The organism is Streptomyces sp. NPDC028419 (assembly GCF_055565515.1).
The window spans coordinates 161,448-180,546 of record NZ_JBVHUE010000013.1; the positions used below are offsets into that span (position 1 = coordinate 161,448).

General features: G+C 75.1%; 5 protein-coding genes. All 5 read right to left on the bottom strand.

What is annotated here, in order from left to right:
- Nucleotides 1-131: 131 nt before the first annotated feature.
- The 5 genes from ACZ4UB_RS17685 to ACZ4UB_RS17705 all read right to left on the bottom strand — a co-directional run bounded on the left by ACZ4UB_RS17685 (nucleotide 132) and on the right by ACZ4UB_RS17705 (nucleotide 19,089).
- Nucleotides 132-1,397 carry an MFS transporter gene (locus ACZ4UB_RS17685; protein WP_468071082.1) on the bottom strand — a complete coding sequence of 422 codons (1,266 nt, stop codon included), beginning with the start codon at nucleotides 1,395-1,397 and terminating at the stop codon, nucleotides 132-134.
- Nucleotides 1,398-1,566: 169 nt separating this feature from the next.
- Nucleotides 1,567-2,856: a cytochrome P450 gene (locus ACZ4UB_RS17690; RefSeq protein ID WP_468071084.1), complete on the bottom strand. Its 1,290-nt coding sequence runs from the start codon at nucleotides 2,854-2,856 to the stop codon at nucleotides 1,567-1,569.
- Nucleotides 2,853-10,196 carry an amino acid adenylation domain-containing protein gene (locus ACZ4UB_RS17695; RefSeq protein ID WP_468071086.1) on the bottom strand — a complete coding sequence of 2,448 codons (7,344 nt, stop codon included), beginning with the start codon at nucleotides 10,194-10,196 and terminating at the stop codon, nucleotides 2,853-2,855. The genes ACZ4UB_RS17690 and ACZ4UB_RS17695 overlap by 4 nt, the downstream gene beginning before the upstream one ends.
- 22 nt (nucleotides 10,197-10,218) lie before the next feature.
- Nucleotides 10,219-16,500, bottom strand: coding sequence for an amino acid adenylation domain-containing protein (locus tag ACZ4UB_RS17700; protein ID WP_468071088.1), 6,282 nt, complete (start codon nucleotides 16,498-16,500; stop codon nucleotides 10,219-10,221).
- A gap of 207 nt (nucleotides 16,501-16,707) precedes the next feature.
- Nucleotides 16,708-19,089 carry a lantibiotic dehydratase gene (locus ACZ4UB_RS17705; protein ID WP_468071090.1) on the bottom strand — a complete coding sequence of 794 codons (2,382 nt, stop codon included), beginning with the start codon at nucleotides 19,087-19,089 and terminating at the stop codon, nucleotides 16,708-16,710.
- Nucleotides 19,090-19,099: the final 10 nt, after the last annotated feature.

The following is a 19,099-nucleotide window of genomic DNA, read 5'->3' on the forward strand; positions in this document are numbered from 1 at the left end:
TCCCCCTGTCTCCGGATGACGCAAGAAGGCGATTCTGGGCCGCGGGGAACGGATCGGACAAGCGTTGCGAACTGTGCTTTCCGTCCTACGAAAACTGGCGCTGACCTGTCATGATGGACGTGCCGTCATCCTCAGCGCATCCCGCGCACCGCCTTCGAGCTGAGCACCCCCAGGGCCGTCAGGGCGAGGACCCCGGCCGATACCGCGAACATCGGGCCGCTGCCGTGGCGGGCCAGGGCCCCGCACAGGATCAGCGAGAGCGGCGCCATGGCGTAGCCGAGGACCATGTCCAGGGAGATCACGCGGCTGAGCACCGAGGGATCGATGGTGCGCTGGATCCAGCTGAGGCCGAAGACCCCCTGGAAGCCGATGCCGAAGCCCATCGCGAGTACGGTCACGAACGCGGCCACGACGTTGTCCACCAGCCCCAGCACCCCCATGCCCACCGCGAGCCACCCGGCCAGCGCGGCGATCAGCAGCCCGACCCGGGGGAGGCTGCTGAGCGAGCCGCCGACCAGGGTGCCCAGCATCGCCCCGCCCGCCAGCGCGCCGTTGAGCAGGCCCAGGGTGGTGGAACCGCCGTGCAGGTCCACCTTGGCGAGCGTGGCGAAGCCGACGGTGAAGGTACCGGCGTAACAGAAGGTCATCGCCGTGTCGACGACCAGGATGGAGCGGATCCGCGGGTCCTCCAGGGCGTAGCGCAGCCCCGCCCGCATCCGGGTGAGCAGGGAGTCCCCGGCCTCCTTCGTCGTGCTCGCCGGGGCGTCGTCCCCGGCCTCCTCCGGTCCGCGGGCAAGGGTGCGGATCCGGGAGACGCACAGGCCGCACAGCGCGAAGCACACGGCGTCCACGAGGAAGGCGACGGGGGCGTCCGAGAGGGCCACCACCATGCCGCCGACGGCCGGGCCGAGGATGGCGGACACCTTGGTGCCGACCGCCAGCAGGGCGTTGGCCGGGGCGAGCATCTCCTTGTCCACCACGGTGGGCAGGATCGAGGCCCGGGCCGGCTGGAAGAAGGCGTCGACGGCGCCGAAGGCGGCGGCGGCCCCGCACAGGATCGCCACCGTCAACGAGCCGGTCATCCCGATCAGCCCGACGGCGGCCATCAGCACCGCCCGGGCCCAACTGGAGAGCGTCATCAGGGTCCGCGAGGACCACTTGTCGCTGAGCGAGCCGCCGACCAGGGTCAGCAGGGCCCGCGGCACCGCCTGGAAGGCGAGGACGTAGCCGAGGGCCAGGGTGGAATCGGTCAGGCTCAGCGTGATCCAGGAGAAGGCGATGTAGCTGAAGCCGTCCCCGAGCAGGGACAGGGACTGCCCCAGCCACAGCAGCCGGAACGAGGGCAGTTTGGCGGGGGCGCGCAGGCGGGTGCCCGCGCTCGCCAGGGTGGAGGCCATGATCGGACCCTTCGTCGGGCCGCCGGGGGCGGCCGGGGCGTTCAGGAGGGGGGGGGGGGGGGGGGGGGGAGGGGGGGCGGGGGGGGGGGGGGGGGGGGGGGGGGGGGGGAGGGGGGGGGGGGGGGGGGGGGGGTCGCCCCCCCCCCCCCCCCCCCCCCCCCCCCCGGGGTCAGTACCGGACGGGAAGGGCCGTCAGGGCGCGGTTGAGCAGGGACGGCTGCCAGGTGTGCCGGTCGGAGGTCAGGGCCAGGTCCGGGTACTCGCGCACGAGGACGCCGACCACCGAGCAGGCCACCAGGCGCGCCAGCGCGGCTCCGATGCAGAAGTGCGCGCCGAAACCGAAGCCGAGGTGCGAGGTGCTGCCCCGTGCGACGCTGAACAGGTCCGGGTCGGCGAACCGCTCGGGGTCCCGGTTGGCGGCGGCGGTGACCAGGAACAGCCGGTCCCCGCCGCGCACCGCGCGGCCGTCGAGGTCGAAGTCGCGGGCGGCGCTGCGGATCGACATCTTCGAGGGGCCGTCGAAGCGCATCGCCTCCTCGACGGCGAGCGGCACCAGGTCCGGGTTCGCGCGGACCTGCGCCAACTGCTCGGGGTGGCGCAGCAGGGCGAGCATCGTGTTGGCGATCAGATTGCTGGTGGTCTCCCCGCCCGCGAAGGCCATCTGGGTCAGCATCCCGACGAACTCCTCCTCGCTGACCGACTTCCCGATCTGGCCGCCCGCCAGCACGGAGCTGATCAGGTCGTCCTTCGGGTCGGCGGCGCGCTCGCGCACGAGCCCCGCGAGGTAGTCGTCCAACTTCACCAGGGACTGGAGGGAGGTGCGGTACTCGCGCTCCTCCTGCGCCGCGCCGAGGACCAGGTCGCCGACCCGGGCGTTCCAGTACCAGAAGGAGGGGCTGTGCGCCTGGGGGACGCCCAGCCAGCGGGCGAAGACCAGCGACGGCAGCGGCCGGGCGATGTCGGCGAGCAGGTCGCCGCTGGTGCCCGGCACCGAACGGCGGGTCAGCATGGCGCGGGTGGCCCGCTCGACGAAGGTGCGGTAGCGGGCGATGCCGCGCGCCGAGAACTGCTCCTGGAACACCTGGCGCAGTCGCCGGTGCTGCGGGGGGTCGTTGAAGACCATCCAGCGGGACAGGACGGAGAACGCCCGCTCGGTGTCCTCCCGGGCGCCCTCGGGGACGGCGTCCATCAGGGGGCCCACCCGCTCGGCGGAGACCGCCGGGTCGCGCAAGCAGTGCATCAACGGGCCGTGTCCCGTGACCAGCCAGGCCCGGTGCATGGTGCTCCAGTGGACCGGGTCGTGGTCGCGCAGCGCGTTCAGGTAGCCGTAGGGGTCGGCGTTGAGCTCCGGGTCGAGGAGGTAGCGCTCGGTGAAGGCGGGCCGCGTGGGCGCGGTCAGCAGGCTTGTGGGCGCGGTCAGCAGGGCGGCCGGGCCGCCCGCGGGAATCGTCGTGGTCATGCCCGGGTCTCCGTCCGGATGGCGTGCAGGAGGGAAGCGGTCCGGCCCAGCAGGGGCTCGGACATCAGCGACATGTGGTCGCCTTCGGTGACGTGCAGGGTCAGCCCGCCCAGGGCCTGCTCCCGCCAGCGTTCGACGTACTCGCGCAGGCCCACGTCGAGGCCGGGCATCGGCTCGTCGTCGGGCAGGGCCGCCGCGTGCGAGCCCACCACCAGGTGGACGTGGCCCGGGTAGGGCCGTACCTCGTAGTCGGCCAGGGCGGTGAGCAGCGAGTGCCACACCTCGATCGGCGCGTTCTCCACCAGGGCGGCCTCGCTCGGGCTCATGTCCGCGCTCAGCAGCAGGGCGGTCAGCTCGGCCGTCACCGCCTCGCGCTCCGCGCCGGGGGCCAGCGTGCGCAGCCGGTCGCGCAGCTCCTTGCCGGTGACCATCTTGGCGCTGACGTCGGCCAGTTGGGCGCGCGCCACCTCGCTGGGGAGGTAGGGCTCGATCAGGGTCAGCGGCGCGACCCGGTGACCGCCCTCGTGCAGCTGGGTGGCCATCTCCATGGCCAGGTTGGCGCCCATGGACCAGCCCAGCAGGTCGTACGGGCCGTCCCCGCCGTGCGCGGTCATCTCGGCGACGTAGTTGGCCGCGATGCCGGCCACCGTCGTCGGGTCCACGCCGCCGAGCAGGCCGCGCGCCTGGAAGGCGCGGACCGGTGTCCCCGCCGGCAGGGCGCGGGCCAGCCCCACGTACCAGGCGGCGCTGCCGCCCGTCGGGTGCACGCACCACAGTGGGTCGCCCGTTCCCTCGCGCAGCCGGACCTCGGAGGTCACGGCGACGGGCGCGGTGCTCGCCGCCGCCTCCTCGGCGCGGGCGGCGAGCTGGGCGATCGTCGGCAGCTCGATCAGGTCGCGCACGGAGACGCTCAGCCCGCGGGCCGCCGCCCGGGCGGCCACCCGGACGGTGGAGAGCGAACTCCCGCCGATCCGGAAGAAGTCGTCGTGGACGCCGAGCTCCGCCGTGCCCAGTACGTCGCGCCACACCTCGGCGAGCACTTCCTCGGTCGGCGTGCGCGGAGCGGTGAACTCGGCGTCCACGTCCGAGCGTTCCAGTGGCAGCGGCAGGGCTCGCCGATCCACCTTCTTGCTGCTGTTCAGGGGCAGTTCGTCGAGGAAGACGAAGCGCGCGGGCACCATGTAGGCCGGCATCCTGGCGCGCAGCGCCTGGCGGATCCCCTCCGCGTCCGGCGCGCACCCGGGCTCCGGGACGACGTAGGCGACCAGCGCCGGATCGCCCGGCAGGTCACGGCGCAACAGCACCACCGCCTTGTTCACCTCGGGCAGCTCCCGCAACCCGCATTCCAGCTCGCCCAGTTCGATGCGGAAGCCGCGCAGCTTGACCTGGTTGTCCCGGCGGCCGAGGCACTCGATGCTCCCGTCGGCGTGGTAGCGGCCGAGGTCGCCGGTGCGGAAGAGCCGGCCGCCGGGGGCGCCGTAGGGGTCGGGCACGAAGGTGGTGGCCGTCAGCGCCGGCCGGTTCAGGTAGTACAGGCCGACGGCGTCACCGCCGAGGCAGATCTCGCCGGGCACCCCGACCGGAAGCGGTTCGAGGTCCCGGTCCAGGACGTAGACCTGGCTGTTGCGGATCGGCGGACCGATCGGCGGGAGCCCCGTCCCGGCCACGCACACCTCGGCGCAGGACCACACCGAGGTCTCGGTCAGGCCGTAGGAGTTGATGAACATCCGGCCGGGGGACCAGACATCCGACATCTCGGCCGTGGGCGCCTCGCCGCCGGTGACGATGGTGTGCAGCAGCGGCAGCGGATCGCCCTGCTCCGCGAGCACCGCGAGGGTGCTCGGCGGCAGCGCGGCCGCGGTGACCCCGTACCGGTGCAGGGTCGCGACCAGGTCCGGGCCGGGCATCAGGGCCTCCTTGGGCGCGGTGCACAGCCGCGCCCCGTTGGCCAGGGCCCAGGTCAGCTCGCTGACGAACACGTCGAAGCTGAAGGAGGCGAACTGCAGCACCCGGTCCGCGGGTCCCGGGGCGAAGACGTCCCGCTGGCCGTGGATCAGGTTGCTCAGGCCCCGGTGCGGGACCGCCGCGCCCTTGGGGCGGCCCGTCGAACCCGAGGTGTAGAGCACGTAGGCGGTGTTGTCCGGGCCCGTACCGGCCACCGGGACGCCGCCGGAGCCCGCGCACTGGGCGGGTACGTCGACCAGCACGACGGGGCCTTCGAAGGGCACCCGGCCCGCCAGCGCGGACTGGGTGAGCAGCACCCGCATCCCGCTGTCCCCGGCGACGAACTCCAGCCGCTCGGTGGGGTGTTGCGGATCCAGCGGGAGGAAGGCGCCGCCCGCCTTGAGGACCGCCAGCACGGAGCGCACCATGTCCGGCCCCCGGTCCGCGCAGATCCCGACGATCACCTCCGGGCCCACGCCCAGCTCCCGCAACCGGCCCGCCAACACCCCCGCCGACGCGTCGAGTTCGCCATAGGTGACCTCGCGCTCCGGATGCGTGACGGCGACCGCGTCCGGAGTGCGCAGCGCGTGCTCCGCGATCCACTCCTGGAACATCCGGGGGTCGTTGTCCACCACCGGACCGCGCGCCCACTCCACCAGCGCCCGCTCCCGGGCCGCGCCGCGCAGCACGGGCCGCGCCACCGGCCCGTCGGGGTCACCGACCATGGTCTCCAGCAGCGCGCACACCGCGTCGGCCAGCTGTTCGGCGGTGGCCGGGTCGACCCGGGTCGTATCGGCGTCGACCGTGAAGCCCTGCACGCTCACGTTGATGTTGAGCGGGAACATCGTCCGGGCGATCTCCTCCGACTCGTCCCAGGTGTCCCCGGAGAGCCGGTGGAAGTTGATGTAGTTGAAGAGCACGTCGACCAGACCGGGCTCGTCCGGCCGCAGCCGGCCCAGCCGGGCCAGCGGCACCCGGCGGTGTGGCATCAGGTCCTGCTCCGCGGCGAACACCTCGCGCACCAGGTCCAGCCAGCTCTCCCCGGTCCGCCGGATCCCGAACGGCACGGTGTTGAGGAACAGCCCGCGCATCCGGTCCGCGCCGCTCTCCTCCGGGCGGCCGTTGGTGACCAGGCCGATCGAGTGCCCGGCGGACCCGCCGTCGGTGTCCGCCTCGGCGTCCGTGAACAGGCCCATCGCGTGGTGGAAGGCCGCCAGCAGTACGGTCCGGCGCGGAACGCCCGCGCGCTGGGCGAGTTGCCCGATCGGCTCGGCCAGCGCCGCGTAGGAACGCCGGATCTCGATGATGGCGGCGTCGCCGTCGACCGGCCCGCCCGAGCGGCGGCCGAAGCGCACCGGCCGCAGGTCGTCCAGCTGGGCGCTCCAGAACTTCAGGCTCTCCTCCGAGTCCACCGCCGCCCGCTCCAGGGCGACGTACTCCGCGAACCGGGGCGAGGGCGGCAGGCTCGGCTCCCGCCGGCCCTGGGCCACCACCTGGCGGTGCAGGTCGAGGACGTCGGCGATGAGCGAGGTCAGGCTCCAGCCGTCCAGCACGATGTGGCAGTCGGTGACCGTGAACCGCAGCTCGTGGTCGCCGACGTGGTGCAGGTGCAGTCGGACCAGGGGCGCCGTCGCCAGGTCGAAGCGGCGGGCGAACTCCTCCCGCACGTACGCCTTGACCGTCGCCCGCTGCCGCGCCCGGTCCTGGCCGCGCAGGTCGACGTAGCCCACCCGCAGGTCGGCCGTCGGACGCACCAGCTGGATCGGCTCGGAGAAGGACACCAGGTCGACGGAGGAGCGCAGGATGTCGTGGGCGCGCACCACCGCGTCCACGGCGCTCTGGAAGGCGGCGAGGTCGAAGCCCTCGGGCACGGTGATCTTGAGGTCGGTGACGTTGTGGTACGCCCCGCGCTCCGGGTCCGCCAGCATCTCGTGCAACATGCCGGTCTGCAGGAAGGTGAGCGGGTAGGCGTCGACGAGACCGTCCGGCAGCCGCGCCGCGTCCGCCGGGTCCAGCTGCGAGAACGGCGCGACCGGAGGCGGACCCGCCGGGTCCTCGGCCTCCCGCACCGCGGCGGCCAGGTCGGCCAGGGTCCGGGCCCGGAAGAGGTCCGCCACGCTCAGGCCCAGCCCGGCCGAGCGGGCCCGGCCGATCACCCGCAGGGCCAGGATGGAGTCCCCGCCGAGGTCGAAGAAGTTCGCGGTCCGGCTGATCCGCTCGGCGCCCAGGACCTCCGACCAGATGCCGGCCAGCGCCTCCTCGACCGCGCCCTCGGGCGCCGTGAAGTCGGCCGGGGCCGCGGCCCCCTCGGCCGCCACCGCGATCAGGGCCGCACGGTCCACCTTGCCGTTCGCGGTGATCGGCAGCTTGGCGTGCCGCACGAACAGGGCGGGGACCATGTACTCCGGCAGCGTCAGGCGCAGCCGGTCCCGCAGGTCCGCCGCGTCCAGCGGCCGCCCCTCGCTCAGCACCACGTGGGCCACCAGCCGGGCGCCGCCGTGCCCGTCGGGCCGGGCCACCACCGAGGCGTCCCGCACCCCGGGCAGCACCCGCAGCGCGGTCTCGATCTCGCCCGGCTCGATCCGGAAGCCGCGGATCTTCACCTGGTGGTCGGCGCGGCCCGCGTAGGCGAGCTGTCCGTCGGGGAGCACCCGCACCAGGTCACCCGTGCGGTACATCCGGGCCGCGGCCCCGCCCGGCGCCGAGGCCGGGGCGAAGGGGTCCGACGGGAAGCGCTCGGCGGTCAGCTCCGGCCGGTTGCGGTAGCCGCGGGCCACGCCGCCGCCGGCGACGTACAGCTCGCCGACCGTGCCCCGGGGCACCAGCCGGCCCGTCCGGTCCAGGACGTACCCGTGCTGCCCGGCCAGTGGGCGGCCGATCGGGGAGTAGACCGGCGCGACCGTGTCCGCCTCGGTGATCAACCGGTAGGTGACGTGCACGGTGGTCTCGGTGATGCCGTACATGTTCACCAGCGCGGGCCGCCCCTCGGCCGGCCCGGCGAACCAGTCCCGGTAGTCCCGGGCGTCGAAGGCGTCCCCGCCGAACACGACGGTGCGCAGCGCCAGTTCGGCGAAGTCCGCGCCCTGCTGCGCCAGGTGCGCCCGCAGCCCCTTGAAGGCCGCCGGGGTCTGGTTGAGCACGGTCACGCGCTCCGCGCGCAGCACGGCGTGCACCGCGGCCGGGTCGCGCACCTCGTCCTCGGTCAGCACCACCACCCGCCCGCCGGAGGTGAGCGGACCCCACAGCTCCCACACGGAGAAGTCGAAGGCGGGGGAGTGCAGCAGGGTCCAGACGTCGTCGGGGCCGAAGTCGAAGTGGTGGTCGGCCGCGCCCAGCAACCAGGCCAGGTTGGCGTGCGTGACCTCGACGCCCTTGGGCTGCCCGGTGGAGCCGGAGGTGTAGATGACGTAGGCGAGCGCGTCGGGACCCGGGACCACCCGGGCCAGGTCGTCGGCCGCGCCGGCCGCCGGTTCGGGGGAGGACCCGGGTTCCGACAGCGGGATCACCCCCACCGCCAGCCCCTCCACCGCCGCGCGCCCGATGTCGTCGGTGACCACCCACTCCACCCCGGCGTCGGTGACGGTGAACTCCCGCCGGGCCCGCGGGTGCGCCGGGTCCAGCGGCAGGTACGCCGCCCCCGCCCGCCACACCCCGAGCAGTGCCACGGCCAGGTCGACCGAGCGGCCCAGGCACACCCCGACCAGGGACTCCGGGCCGATCCCGGCGGCCCGCAGCCGCCGGGCCAGCGCCCGGGAGGCCGCGTCCAGCTCGGCGTAGGTCAGGGCGCGGCCGCCGCCGGAGACGGCCACGGCGTCGGGCGTGCGCCGCACGTGCTCCGCCAACCGCTCGCACGCGAGCCGGGGAGCCGAGGCTTCGGCGGCCGCGGCCGCCCGCGGCCCCTCGACGCTCGCCGCGGGCCGGTTCGCCGGGCCCTCGGGGCCGAGCAGCTCCGCGAGCTCCGTGTCCGTGAGCAGCGTCGTCCGGCTCAGCGGGACGGACGGCGTACGGGTGAAGGCCCGCAGGACCGCCACCGTGTGCTCCGCCAGCCGGGCGATCGACTCCGCCGCGAAGAGGTCGGGACGGTAGACCAGGCGCAGGCTCTGGCGGCCCCCGTCGTCCAGGACGTCCAGCGTCAGGTCGAACTTGGCGGTCGTCAGGTCGATCGGGAAGGGCGCGGCGGTGGCCCCGCCCAGCGCGTACTCGCCCCGCTCGGCCGCGGTGTGCGTGAACAGCACCTGGAACAGCGGATTGCGCGACAGGTCCCGGTCGGGACTCAGCTCGTCCACCACCCGCTCGAAGGGCAGCGTCTGGTGCGAGAGCGCCCCCAGCACGCTCTCCCGGGTCCGGGCGAGCAGCTCGTCCCCGGTCGGGTCCCCCGCCAGGTCGGTCCGTACGACCAGGGTGTTCACGAAGAAGCCGACGAGCTGCTCGGTCTCCGGCCGCTCGCGGTTGGCGACGACCGTGCCGATCGCGATGTCGTCCTGCCCGCTGTGGAAGCCCAGGGCGGCCTGGAACGCGGCCAGGGTGGTCATGTAGGCGGTGGTGTCGGTCCGCCGGCCCACTTCCGCCAGCGCCCGCGTCAGCTCGGCGGGCAGCTCCACGGTGTGCGCGGCGCCGGCGTAGGAACGGGTGGTCGGGCGCGGGTGGTCCAGGGGGAGTTCGAGCGGGGTGAGGCCCGCCAGGGCGGAGCGCCAGTAGGCGATGTCCGCGCTCTCGTCGCGGCCGCGCTGCCAGATCGCGTAGTCCGCGTAGGAGATCGGCGCCGGGTCGGCGGGCGGCGCGGTGCCCGCGGACCGGGCCGCGTGGAAGGCGCGCAGGTCCCGCATCAGCAGGTCGAGGGACCAGCCGTCCGCGACGATGTGGTGCAGGGCCAGGACCAGCACGTGCTCCTCGGCCGCGACCCGCACCAGCGTGGCGCGGAACCCCGGCTCGACGGCCAGGTCGAAGGGGCGCAGCGCCGCCGTGCGCACGGCCTCGGCCACGGCGGCGGCGTCCGCCCCCTCGGGCAGCTCCACCAGGTGCAGGCCGGCGCCGTCGGCGGGCAGCACCTCCTGGGCCGGTACGCCCTCCACGTCCGGGAAGACCACCCGCAACTGCTCGTGGCGCACGACCAGGTCGCCGACCGCCGCGTCCAGCGCGGGCAGGTCCAGCGGGCCGGTGAAGCGCCAGGCGGCGGGCATCAGGTACTCGACGCCCCGGGGGTCGAGCCGGTGGAGGAAGTAGAGGCCCTGCTGGGCGGAGGAGAGCGGGACGCGCTCCGGTCGGGGCGAGACCCGGGGGATGCCCGCCGCCGCGGCGGCGCCGGCCCGGCCGCGGAGTCTGCGTTCCAGCAGTTGCCGGGCCGCCGGGGAGAGTCCGCCCTGAGCGGTGGAGGGTTCGACCTGTGAAGTGGTCATGGGAATGCGGTCCTATCTCGTCTCAGAAGTCAGCCGTCAGGGACAGGTCGATCTCGTCGTCGCTCATCCCGGCGATCTCCTCGAACAGCCGCTGCTCCACCAGTGCGGCGAGCAGTTCGACCGTCGGGTGCTCGAACAGGTCACGGACCTGGACCGGGCAGTCGAAGGCGGCGCGGAGCCGGGAGGCCACCGCCACGGCGCGCAGCGAGTGCCCGCCGAGGGCGAAGAAGTCCTCCTGGACCCCGATCCCGGGCAGGTCCAGCACCTCGGCCCAGATCTGGGCCGTCACCTCTTCGGTGGGGGTCCGCGGTGCCACGGAGGCTGCGGGCGCGGGGAGTTCGGGCTCCGGCAGCGCCGCGGTGTCGGTCTTGCCCTGCACGGTCAGGGGCAGGGAGTCCAGGACCACGAAGGCGGCCGGGACCATGTAGCCGGGCAGCCGGGTGCGGCACCAGGCGGCCAACTCCTCGGCTCCCAGGCCCGCTCCGGCCACGTAGCCGACGAGGGCGCGGTCCCCGCGCAGTTCGCGGACCAGGACGGCGGCTCCGCTGACGCCCGCGCACTGTTCGAGGACGGCCTCGATCTCGCCGGGTTCGATGCGGAAGCCGCGGATCTTGACCTGGTGGTCGGTCCGCCCGAGGAACTCCAGCTCCCCGTCCGGCCGTCGGCGCACCAGGTCGCCGGTGCGGTAGAGCCTGCCGCCGGTGGCGCCGTACGGGTCGGGGACGAAGCGCTGGGCGGTCAGGGCGCTCTGGCCGAGGTAGCCGCGCGCCAGTTCGGCGCCGCCGACCAGGAGTTCGCCCGGCACGCCGACCGGGACCAGCTCGTCGTGCGCGTCGACGACGTAGAGCCGCCGCTCGCCCCAGGCCCGGCCGATCGGCACCCGGCCCGCGACCGGTCCGGTGACCAGGTGGGACGTGGCCGAGATGACGGACTCGGTGGGGCCGTAGGTGTTCTCGACGGGCACGTCGGGCAGGTGGGCGAACCACCGCTCCAGCGGCGCCGAGGGCAGCGCCTCCCCGCCGGTCACCACCAGCCGCAGGCTCTTGAGGTCGCCGGCCACCGCGTCGAGGCGGGCGGCGATCTCCTCCCAGTAGGAGGGAGTGACCTCCATGACGGTCACTCCCTCCGCCCGGACCCGCTCGGCGAGTTCCTCCACCGTCCACACCTCGTCCGGCCGGATCACCACCGTGCCCCCGGCGGCGAGTGCGGGCAGGATCTGTTCGAGGGAGGCGTCGAAGGAGTGGGAGGCGAAGTTCAGCACCCGGTCCTCGGCGCTCACCCCGAACCGCTCGCCGGCCGCGCGGACGTGCGCGGCCAGCGCGTGGTGCTCCACGCCGACCGCCTTGGGGCGGCCCGTGGAGCCGGACGTGAAGATGACGAAGGCCAGTTCGCGCGGGTCGGGTGCGTGCCGGGGCGCGTCCGGATCGGGCCGCACGTCCTCCACGCGGAGCACCGGGCGGCCCAGCGCCGCCGCCAGGTCGGCGGTCGGGCCGTCCGTCACGACGTACCCGACCCCGGCCCGCTCCACCATGAAGCGCAGCCGCTCCTCGGGCAGGTGCGGGTCCAGCGGTACGTACACCCCGCCCGCCCGCCAGATCGCGGCCATCGCCGTCACCGACCAGGTGCTCCGGCGCAGGCACACCCCGACCGGGGTGTGCGGGGCCGCCCCGGCGGCGGCCAGCGCCCGGGCCAGGCCGCCGGTCAGGGCGTCCAGCTCGCCGTAGCGCACGCTGTCCTGCCCGCACACCAGGGCCACCGCACCGGCCTCGCCCCGCACGGTGAAGGGCGGCGCGGTGGCGACCGCCGGCGACCCCGCGGCCCCTGCCGTGAGCGCGGCGCGCTCGGCGGCGGACAGGAGCTCCAGGCGCCCGACGGGCCGCCCCGGGTCGGCCACGACCGCGGCCAGCACCCGGCCCACGTGCCCGGCGAAGCGGGTCACCGTCTCGGGGTCGAAGAGGTCGCTCGCGTACTCCACGTTCAGCGCGAACCGGTCCGGATAGAGCAGGAAGGTGGCCGTGAGGTCGAACTTCGCCGAACGCCACGGCAGGACGAAGTGCTCCACCTCCAGCCCCGCGACCCGCGGCCCGCCGGTGGCGCTCTCCTGTACGTCGAACATCACCTGGAAGAGCGGATTGCGCGACGGGTCCCGCTCCGGACGCAGCTGCTCCACCAGCCGCTCGAAGGGCACCTCCTGGTGGTCGAAGGCCCCGAGCACCGACTCCCGGACCCGACCGAGGAACTCCTCGAAGGTCGGCTCGCCCGACAGATCGGCCCGCAGCACCACCGTGTTCACCAGCAGCCCGACCAGCCGCTCCAGCTCCACCTGGCCGCGACCCGCCACCGGGGTGCCCACCGCGAGGTCCCGCTGGCCCGACCAGCGGGCCAACACGACCTGGGTCACCGCCAGCAGCACCATGAACCGGCTCACCCCGAACCGGCGGGTCAGCTCGCCCAGCCCGGCCGCCAGCTCCGCGGGCAGGTCCACCTCGACGGCGCCGCCCCGGCCCGACCAGAGCGCCGGACGCGGCCGGTCCGTCGCCAGCTCCAGCGCCGGCACCCCGGCGAGGTGGCGCTCCCAGTAGTCCAGCTGTCGCTCCAGCACCTCGCCGCTCAGCCGGTCGCGCTGCCAGACGGAGTAGTCCCCGTACTGCACCGGGACCGGCTCCAGCGCCGCCGGCTCCCCGGCCAGCCGGGCCCGGTAGCAGGCCGACAGCTCGCCGATGATGATGTCCTTGGACCACCCGTCGGTGGCCGCGTGGTGGAACGAGAGGACCGCGACGTGGTCCTGCGGCCCCAGCTCCCACACCCCGGCCCGCAGCAGCGGCGGGTGCTCCAGCGCGAACCGCCGGGTCGCGAAGGCGAAGGCCTGCTCGCGCACCTCCTCGATCCGTACCGACTCCTCGCCGGGCGCGGCCGCGCGCCATTCCAGCGGTACGCCGACTCCCTCCACCACCTGCTGCACGGGCCGCCCGTCCCGCTCGGTCAGCGCCGTGCGCAGTGCCTCGTGCCGGGCGAGCACCTCGTCCAGGGCGCCCTGCCAGGCCGCCCGGTCCAGGCCGCCGCGCATCCGCCAGGAGAACCACAGCACGTACGCGTCACCGGCGTCGGACATCCGGTCCAGGAACCACATGCGCTCCTGGGCGAAGGACTGCGGCAGCGGCCCGGAGCGGTCCACCGGGACCACCGCGGCCGCCCCGGCCTGCCGGGCCGCCGCCACCAGCGGCCCGAAGGAGCGGATGCTGGGGTTCTCGAACAGGGTGCGCAGCTCCACCTCGCGGCCGAGCCGCTCGGCGATCCGCGAGACCGCCATGGTGGCCAGCAGCGAGTGCCCGCCCAGGTCGAAGAAGCCGTCGTCGATGCCGACCCGGTCCACGCCCAGCACCTCGGCCCAGATCCCGGCGACGACCCGCTCGGTCTCGTTGCGCGGGGCGATGAACTCCGCGCCGCTCGCGGCCCGGTCGCGGTCCGGGCGCAGGGCCGGCAGCGCGCCACGGTCGAGCTTGCCGGAGGCGTTCACCGGGAGCGCGTCGAGGGCCACGAAGTCCGCGGGCACCGCGTAGTGCGGCAACCGCTCGGCGCAGAAGGCGCGCAGGACGGGGGCCGGGACCGGGCCGTCGGCGCCCACCACGTAGCCGGCCAGCTCCGTACCGCCCTGGGCGTCCGGGCCGGCGGCCACCGCGGCCGCCACCACCCCCGGGCACTCCAACAGGACGGCCTCGACCTCGCCGAGCTCGATGCGGAAGCCGCGGATCTTGACCTGGTCGTCGGTCCGACCGAGGAACTCCAGCTCCCCGGTGGGCAGTCGGCGCACCAGGTCGCCCGTGCGGTAGAGCCGCCCGCCGTCCCCGCCGAAGGCGTCGGGCACGAACCTGGCCGCGGTGAGAGCGGGCCGGCCGAGATAGCCGCGGGCCAACTCCGCTCCGCCGAGCAGCAGCTCGCCGGCGACCCCCTCGGGGACCAGCTCGTCCCGCTCGTCCACGACGTACGCCCGGCGACCGCCCAGCGGGCGGCCGATCGGCACCCTGGCCGCCGCCGCGTCACCGGGCGCCGGGTGCGCGATGTCGTGGACGGTCGCGGTGACGGTGGTCTCGGTCGGGCCGTAGGCGTTGACCACCCGTACCCCCGGCACCCGGGCCCGCCAGGCGGCCAGCGCACCCGCCGGGACGGACTCCCCGCCCAGGATCAGCAGGCGCAGGGAGGCCAGCGCCCGCGCCGAGGCGTCGGTGAGGGAGAAGGCGAGCTCGGTCCAGTAGGTCGGCGGCAGGTTCACGACGGTGATCCCGTGCCGCTCGACGATCGCGGGCACCCGGTCGGGCAGCCACTGCTCGTCGGGCCGGATGATCAGGGTCGCCCCGCACCCCAGCGCCGTCAGCAGCTGGTCCAGGGACGCGTCGAAGGAGAAGGACGAGAAGGCGAGCACCCGGTCGGCCGCGGTGATCCCGAACTCCGCCCGCGCCGCGCCGACATGGGCGGCCATCGCCCCGTGCTCCACGCCGACCGCCTTGGGGCGGCCGGTGGAGCCCGAGGTGAAGATGACGTACGCCAGCTCCCGCGGATCCGGTGCGTACCGGGGCGCCGCCCCGTCCGCGCCCGACCCGGGCCGCACGTCCTCCACGACCAGCACGGGCGCGCCCAGTTCCGCCGCCGTCGGCCGGGTCGCGGCATCGGTCAGCACGCACCGCACCCCCGCCTCCTCGGTCATGAACCGCAGTCGGTCGGCGGGCAGTTGACGATCCATCGGGACGAAGACCCCGCCCGCCCGCCAGATCGCGACCATCGCGGCCACGGACGCGCTGCCGCGCCGCATGCACACCCCGACCGGGGTGCCGGGGCGGACCCCCGCCCCGATCAGGGCCGCGGCCAGGTCACCGGTCAGCGCGTCCAGCGCGCCGTAGGTCAAGGACTCGCCGCCGCAGACCAGGGCCGGCGCCTGCGGGGCTCCGGACACGGCGAAGGGCGCGGCGGCAACGGCGGACCCGGCGCCCGGGCCGGCCGCCAGCGCCACCAGGCGCCGGGCCTCCCCGCCGGGCAGCGGTTCCAGCTGCCGGGCGAGCGCCTCGACCGAAGCCGTGGGCGCGGCCACCACCGCGCGCACCAGGGCGACGTACCCCTCGGCGAACCGTTCCATCGTGGCGTCGTCGAACAGGGTGGTGGAGTACTGGAGCATCGCCGCGACGCCGCCGCCCGCGCGCAGGCTCAGGTCGAGGAAGACGTCGAGCCCGGTGCCGCCGAGCGGCGTGGGGACGAGGGCGACGTCCAGGTCGCCCAGGCGCGCCGGGGCGGGGGCGTTGTTGAGGAGGGTGAAGGAGGCCTGCGCGAGCGGGTGCCGGGACAGGTCGCGTTCGGTGACCACCTCGCCGACCACGCGGTCGAAGGGGGCGTCGGCGTGCGAGAAGTCCTTCAGCGCCCCGGTCCGCACCCGCGCCAGCAGCTCCGCGAACGTCGGGTCCCCCGACAGGTCGGTGCGCAGCACGATGGTGTTCACGAAGGGGCCGATCAGCCCGGAGACCCCGGGCCGGCCGCGGTCGGCGAGCGTGGTGCACACCGCGATGTCCCGGCGGCCCGAGTACCGGCCCAGCAGGGCCTGGTAGACGGAGAGCAGCAGCATGTAGCGGGTCGCGCGGTGCTCCCGGGCCACCCGGTCGACCTCGGCGACCAGCGCGGCCGGCAGCTCGAAGCGGACCACGTCCCCCGAGCCGTCCCAGAACGCGGGCCGGGGCCGGTCGGTGGGCAGCGCCAGCGGGGTCGACCCGGCCAGCCGCTCGCGCCAGTACCCCAGCAGCCGCTCCATGCGCGGACCGGCGAGCCGCTCCGCCTCGGCGCCGGCGACATCGGTGTACTGGAGGGCGGGCGTCGCCACGGCCTGTCCGCGGTAACCGGCGTCCAGTTCGCGCAGCATCACGTCCCAGGACCAGCCGTCGACCGCGATGTGGTGGACCACGACGAGCAGCAGGTGCTCCCGCGGGCCGAGCCGGGCGAGGGTGGCCCGCACCGGGTGCTCCGTGGCCAGGTCCAGGGGGCGGGACAGCTCCCGCTCGAAGACCTCGGCGGCGTCGGCGGCCGGGGTCGGCTCCAGGGTGATCGCCCGGGCCGGGTCCACCCGCGGTACGGGCTCCCCGTCCACCGCGGTGAAGCGGGTGCGCAGCACCTCGTGCCGCGCGACGACCCCCGTCAGCGCCCGCTCCAGCGCGGGGACGTCGAGGGCGCCTCGGATCCGCAGTGCCAGGGGGAGCAAGGAGTCGGTGGAACCTCGGGTGAGCTGGTCGAGGAACCACAGCCTGCGCTGCGCGAACGATGCCTTCACTGCGGGCCTCCAAGCGGTGTTTTCCACAACACTGCTGTCTGCGAAGGCCGGTCAGTAGGGAAGAAGAAGCAGCCCCGCACGCAGCCGGTGGGGGTAGAAAGCGCAACGGCGGCGCCGCCCGGACGCCTTCGCGCTCGGGCGGGCCGCCGCCGCGGGGGTGCGTGGTCCCGGGTCGGACACGGGGGAGCCCGGCCGGGACCACGCGGCTCAGGGGGTGTCGCCGCCGCCCGGGACCGGGGGCGCGCCGCCCTCGTCGACCGCCACGAAGCGCAGCTCCGAGGTGTAGGCGGCGCCCTGGTCGTCGGTCAGCCACGCCTGCTCGGGGCTGGGCAGCATCTCGGTGATCACGGCGCGGCCGCCCGGGTCGTTGCGGGCCAGCCTGCGCAGCGCCTTGGCCAGGATGTTGAGGTACACCGGGCTGTCGAAGTCGACGTAGAACGGCCGGGTCTCGGTGGGCAGGACCACGAACACGAACCGCGGCAGCCCGTGCCGTTCGCGCCACTGGCGGGCCCGCACGAAGCGACGGGCCTCGTCCTTCTCGTCCGCGAAGTCGATCCCGTCCTGGGGCAGCCGCCAGGTCTCCCGGGCCACCACCAGCCGGTCGACGGTGACCCGCGGCGCGTGCTCCGCGTCCTCCGGCAGGATCTGGAACAGGTCCATCGCCAGGGTGGTCAGGACGTGCGCGAACACGTCCACCGCCGCGAACGCGGCGCCGTCGGGCAGCACCACCCGCAGCTCGCCGTCCTCACCGCGGGTCACCGTGACGTCGGCGCTCAGGACCGAACGCGCCCGGGCCGGATCGGCGGTGAAGTCGACCAGCGCGACCTGGTAGTCCTCGGGCCGCACCAGGGCGTGCCGGGTGCGCACCGACAGGCGCGAGCGGTGCTCCTTGGGCAGCAGGGGCATCAGCCGGGGGCCGGGGTGGTCGCGGTCGGTCAGCGCGATCAGCTCGCCGGCATCGGGGTGCTGGTGGACGAAGAGCGAGGAACCCAGCGTGTTGGCGGCCAGGTGCAGCTCGCCCAGCACGAGTTCGAACTCGCCGCGAGCCACCGCGTCCGTGCCGGTCGCCGCGATCATGATGTCGGGGCTCAGATAGCGGGCGGCCGTCCAGCCGCCGGGCACACCGCCCGCCCGGCCGCCCCCGACCGGGTCGGCGCCCTCGCCGAACCGCTCGGCCACCGGCCCCGCGATGTCGGCCAGCGTCAGCCGGACCCGGCGGGCGTCCGGCGGCGGCGACAGGATCGCCGCCCACCGCGCCCGGAACTCCCTCTGCAGCTCCTGCGTTTCGGTGCGAGCCGCCCCGTGCAGGATCGGCATGCAGGCGAACCAGAAGGCGGCCAGGTCCACCGGCCCCCGCTCCGCGAGACGCTCGTACACCGGCTTCGCCCGGTCCATCACGGCCTCGGCCAGCCGGGCGGTGAGCCAGCCCGCACTGGTGAGCAGCGGTTCCAGCGGGGCGAGGGCCTCGTGGACGACCCGGCCCAGCCGGGCGCTCGCCGAGCGCCGGCAGTCGGAGTACACCAGGGCCCGGCACGGCGCCGTACCGGCCGACTTCTCGCGGACGGCCGCGGTCTCGGTCAGCGCGACGAACTCGCCCTCCAGGGCGGCCATCGCCTCGACCAGGGCCTCGGGACCCGTGGCGGCCGCCACCGCGTCCCGGCCCCGCTCCAGCACGTCCAGGGCGGCCAGGGCGCGCCCGCGCGCCGCCTCGTCGCCGATCCGGTGCAGCCACGAGCGCAGGAACAGCTCGGGGCGCGCGTCGGCGGGCACCTCCAGCTTCCACACCACCCACCTGCGGCTCACCAGGCCCGCCAGCTCGGCCACGACGTCCGTACCGGGCAGTGCGGCCGCGATCTCCCGCGCGCTGCGCACGCCGTCGCACAGGGCCAGCACGGCCGCGGCGCCGTCCCCGGCGAGCTGCGGCGGGCGACCGGGGACCAGCACCTCGGCGCCCGCGGCGCCCTCGACGTCCGCGAGGCGGACGAAGGGCACCCGGCGCGGTGCCACCCACTGGCGCAGCCCGGGGTCGGCCCCGATCGTCGCCGCGAGCGCGTCGACGGCCCAACTGGCGAAGTACACCTGGGAGTCGGCGACCAGGCCGGTCCCGGGGTCGACGACGATGCCGTCCGGGCCCGTGCCCTCCAGGTCCCAGCGGCCCCAGCCGACGGGGCCGAAGAAGCCGATGGTGTCGTTCTTGACGCAGAACCGCTGCCAGTAGTGCGCGACGAGCTCCTCGCGCTGGCGGGGCATGCTGGTGCGGGAGGCCGCGGTCGGCGTCCAGTTCAGGAACGGCGCGATCCCGGAGTTCAGCACCGGCCGGTTCTGCCAGGCCACGGCCTCCCGGAAGGCGGGCAGCCGGGCGATGTCCTGGAGGGCCCGCGCGTTGTCCACCGCGGCTTCGGCGAACAGCGCGCCGAACTCGTTCCAGCCCTCCCCGGCCAGCTGCTCGCCCTCGGGGAACTTGTCGGCCGCCGCGGCCAGTCCGGCCGGGGCCAGCCGCAGCACGCCCCGGGCCGGGAAGCCCGGCCCGCGCAGCGCGAACTGCTCCCACAGCCGCCAGCGGCCGCCCGGCAGGTAGGTCTCGCTCATGGTCTGCCCC

Excerpts from the sequence above, each read along its gene's own strand:
- ACZ4UB_RS17685 (WP_468071082.1), bottom strand. The coding sequence starts at position 1,397 with ATGGCCTCCACCCTGGCGAGCGCGGGCACCCGCCTGCGCGCCCCCGCC.
- ACZ4UB_RS17705 (WP_468071090.1), bottom strand. The coding sequence starts at position 19,089 with ATGAGCGAGACCTACCTGCCGGGCGGCCGCTGGCGGCTGTGGGAGCAG.
- ACZ4UB_RS17690 (WP_468071084.1), bottom strand. The coding sequence starts at position 2,856 with ATGACCACGACGATTCCCGCGGGCGGCCCGGCCGCCCTGCTGACCGCG.
- ACZ4UB_RS17695 (WP_468071086.1), bottom strand. The coding sequence starts at position 10,196 with ATGACCACTTCACAGGTCGAACCCTCCACCGCTCAGGGCGGACTCTCC.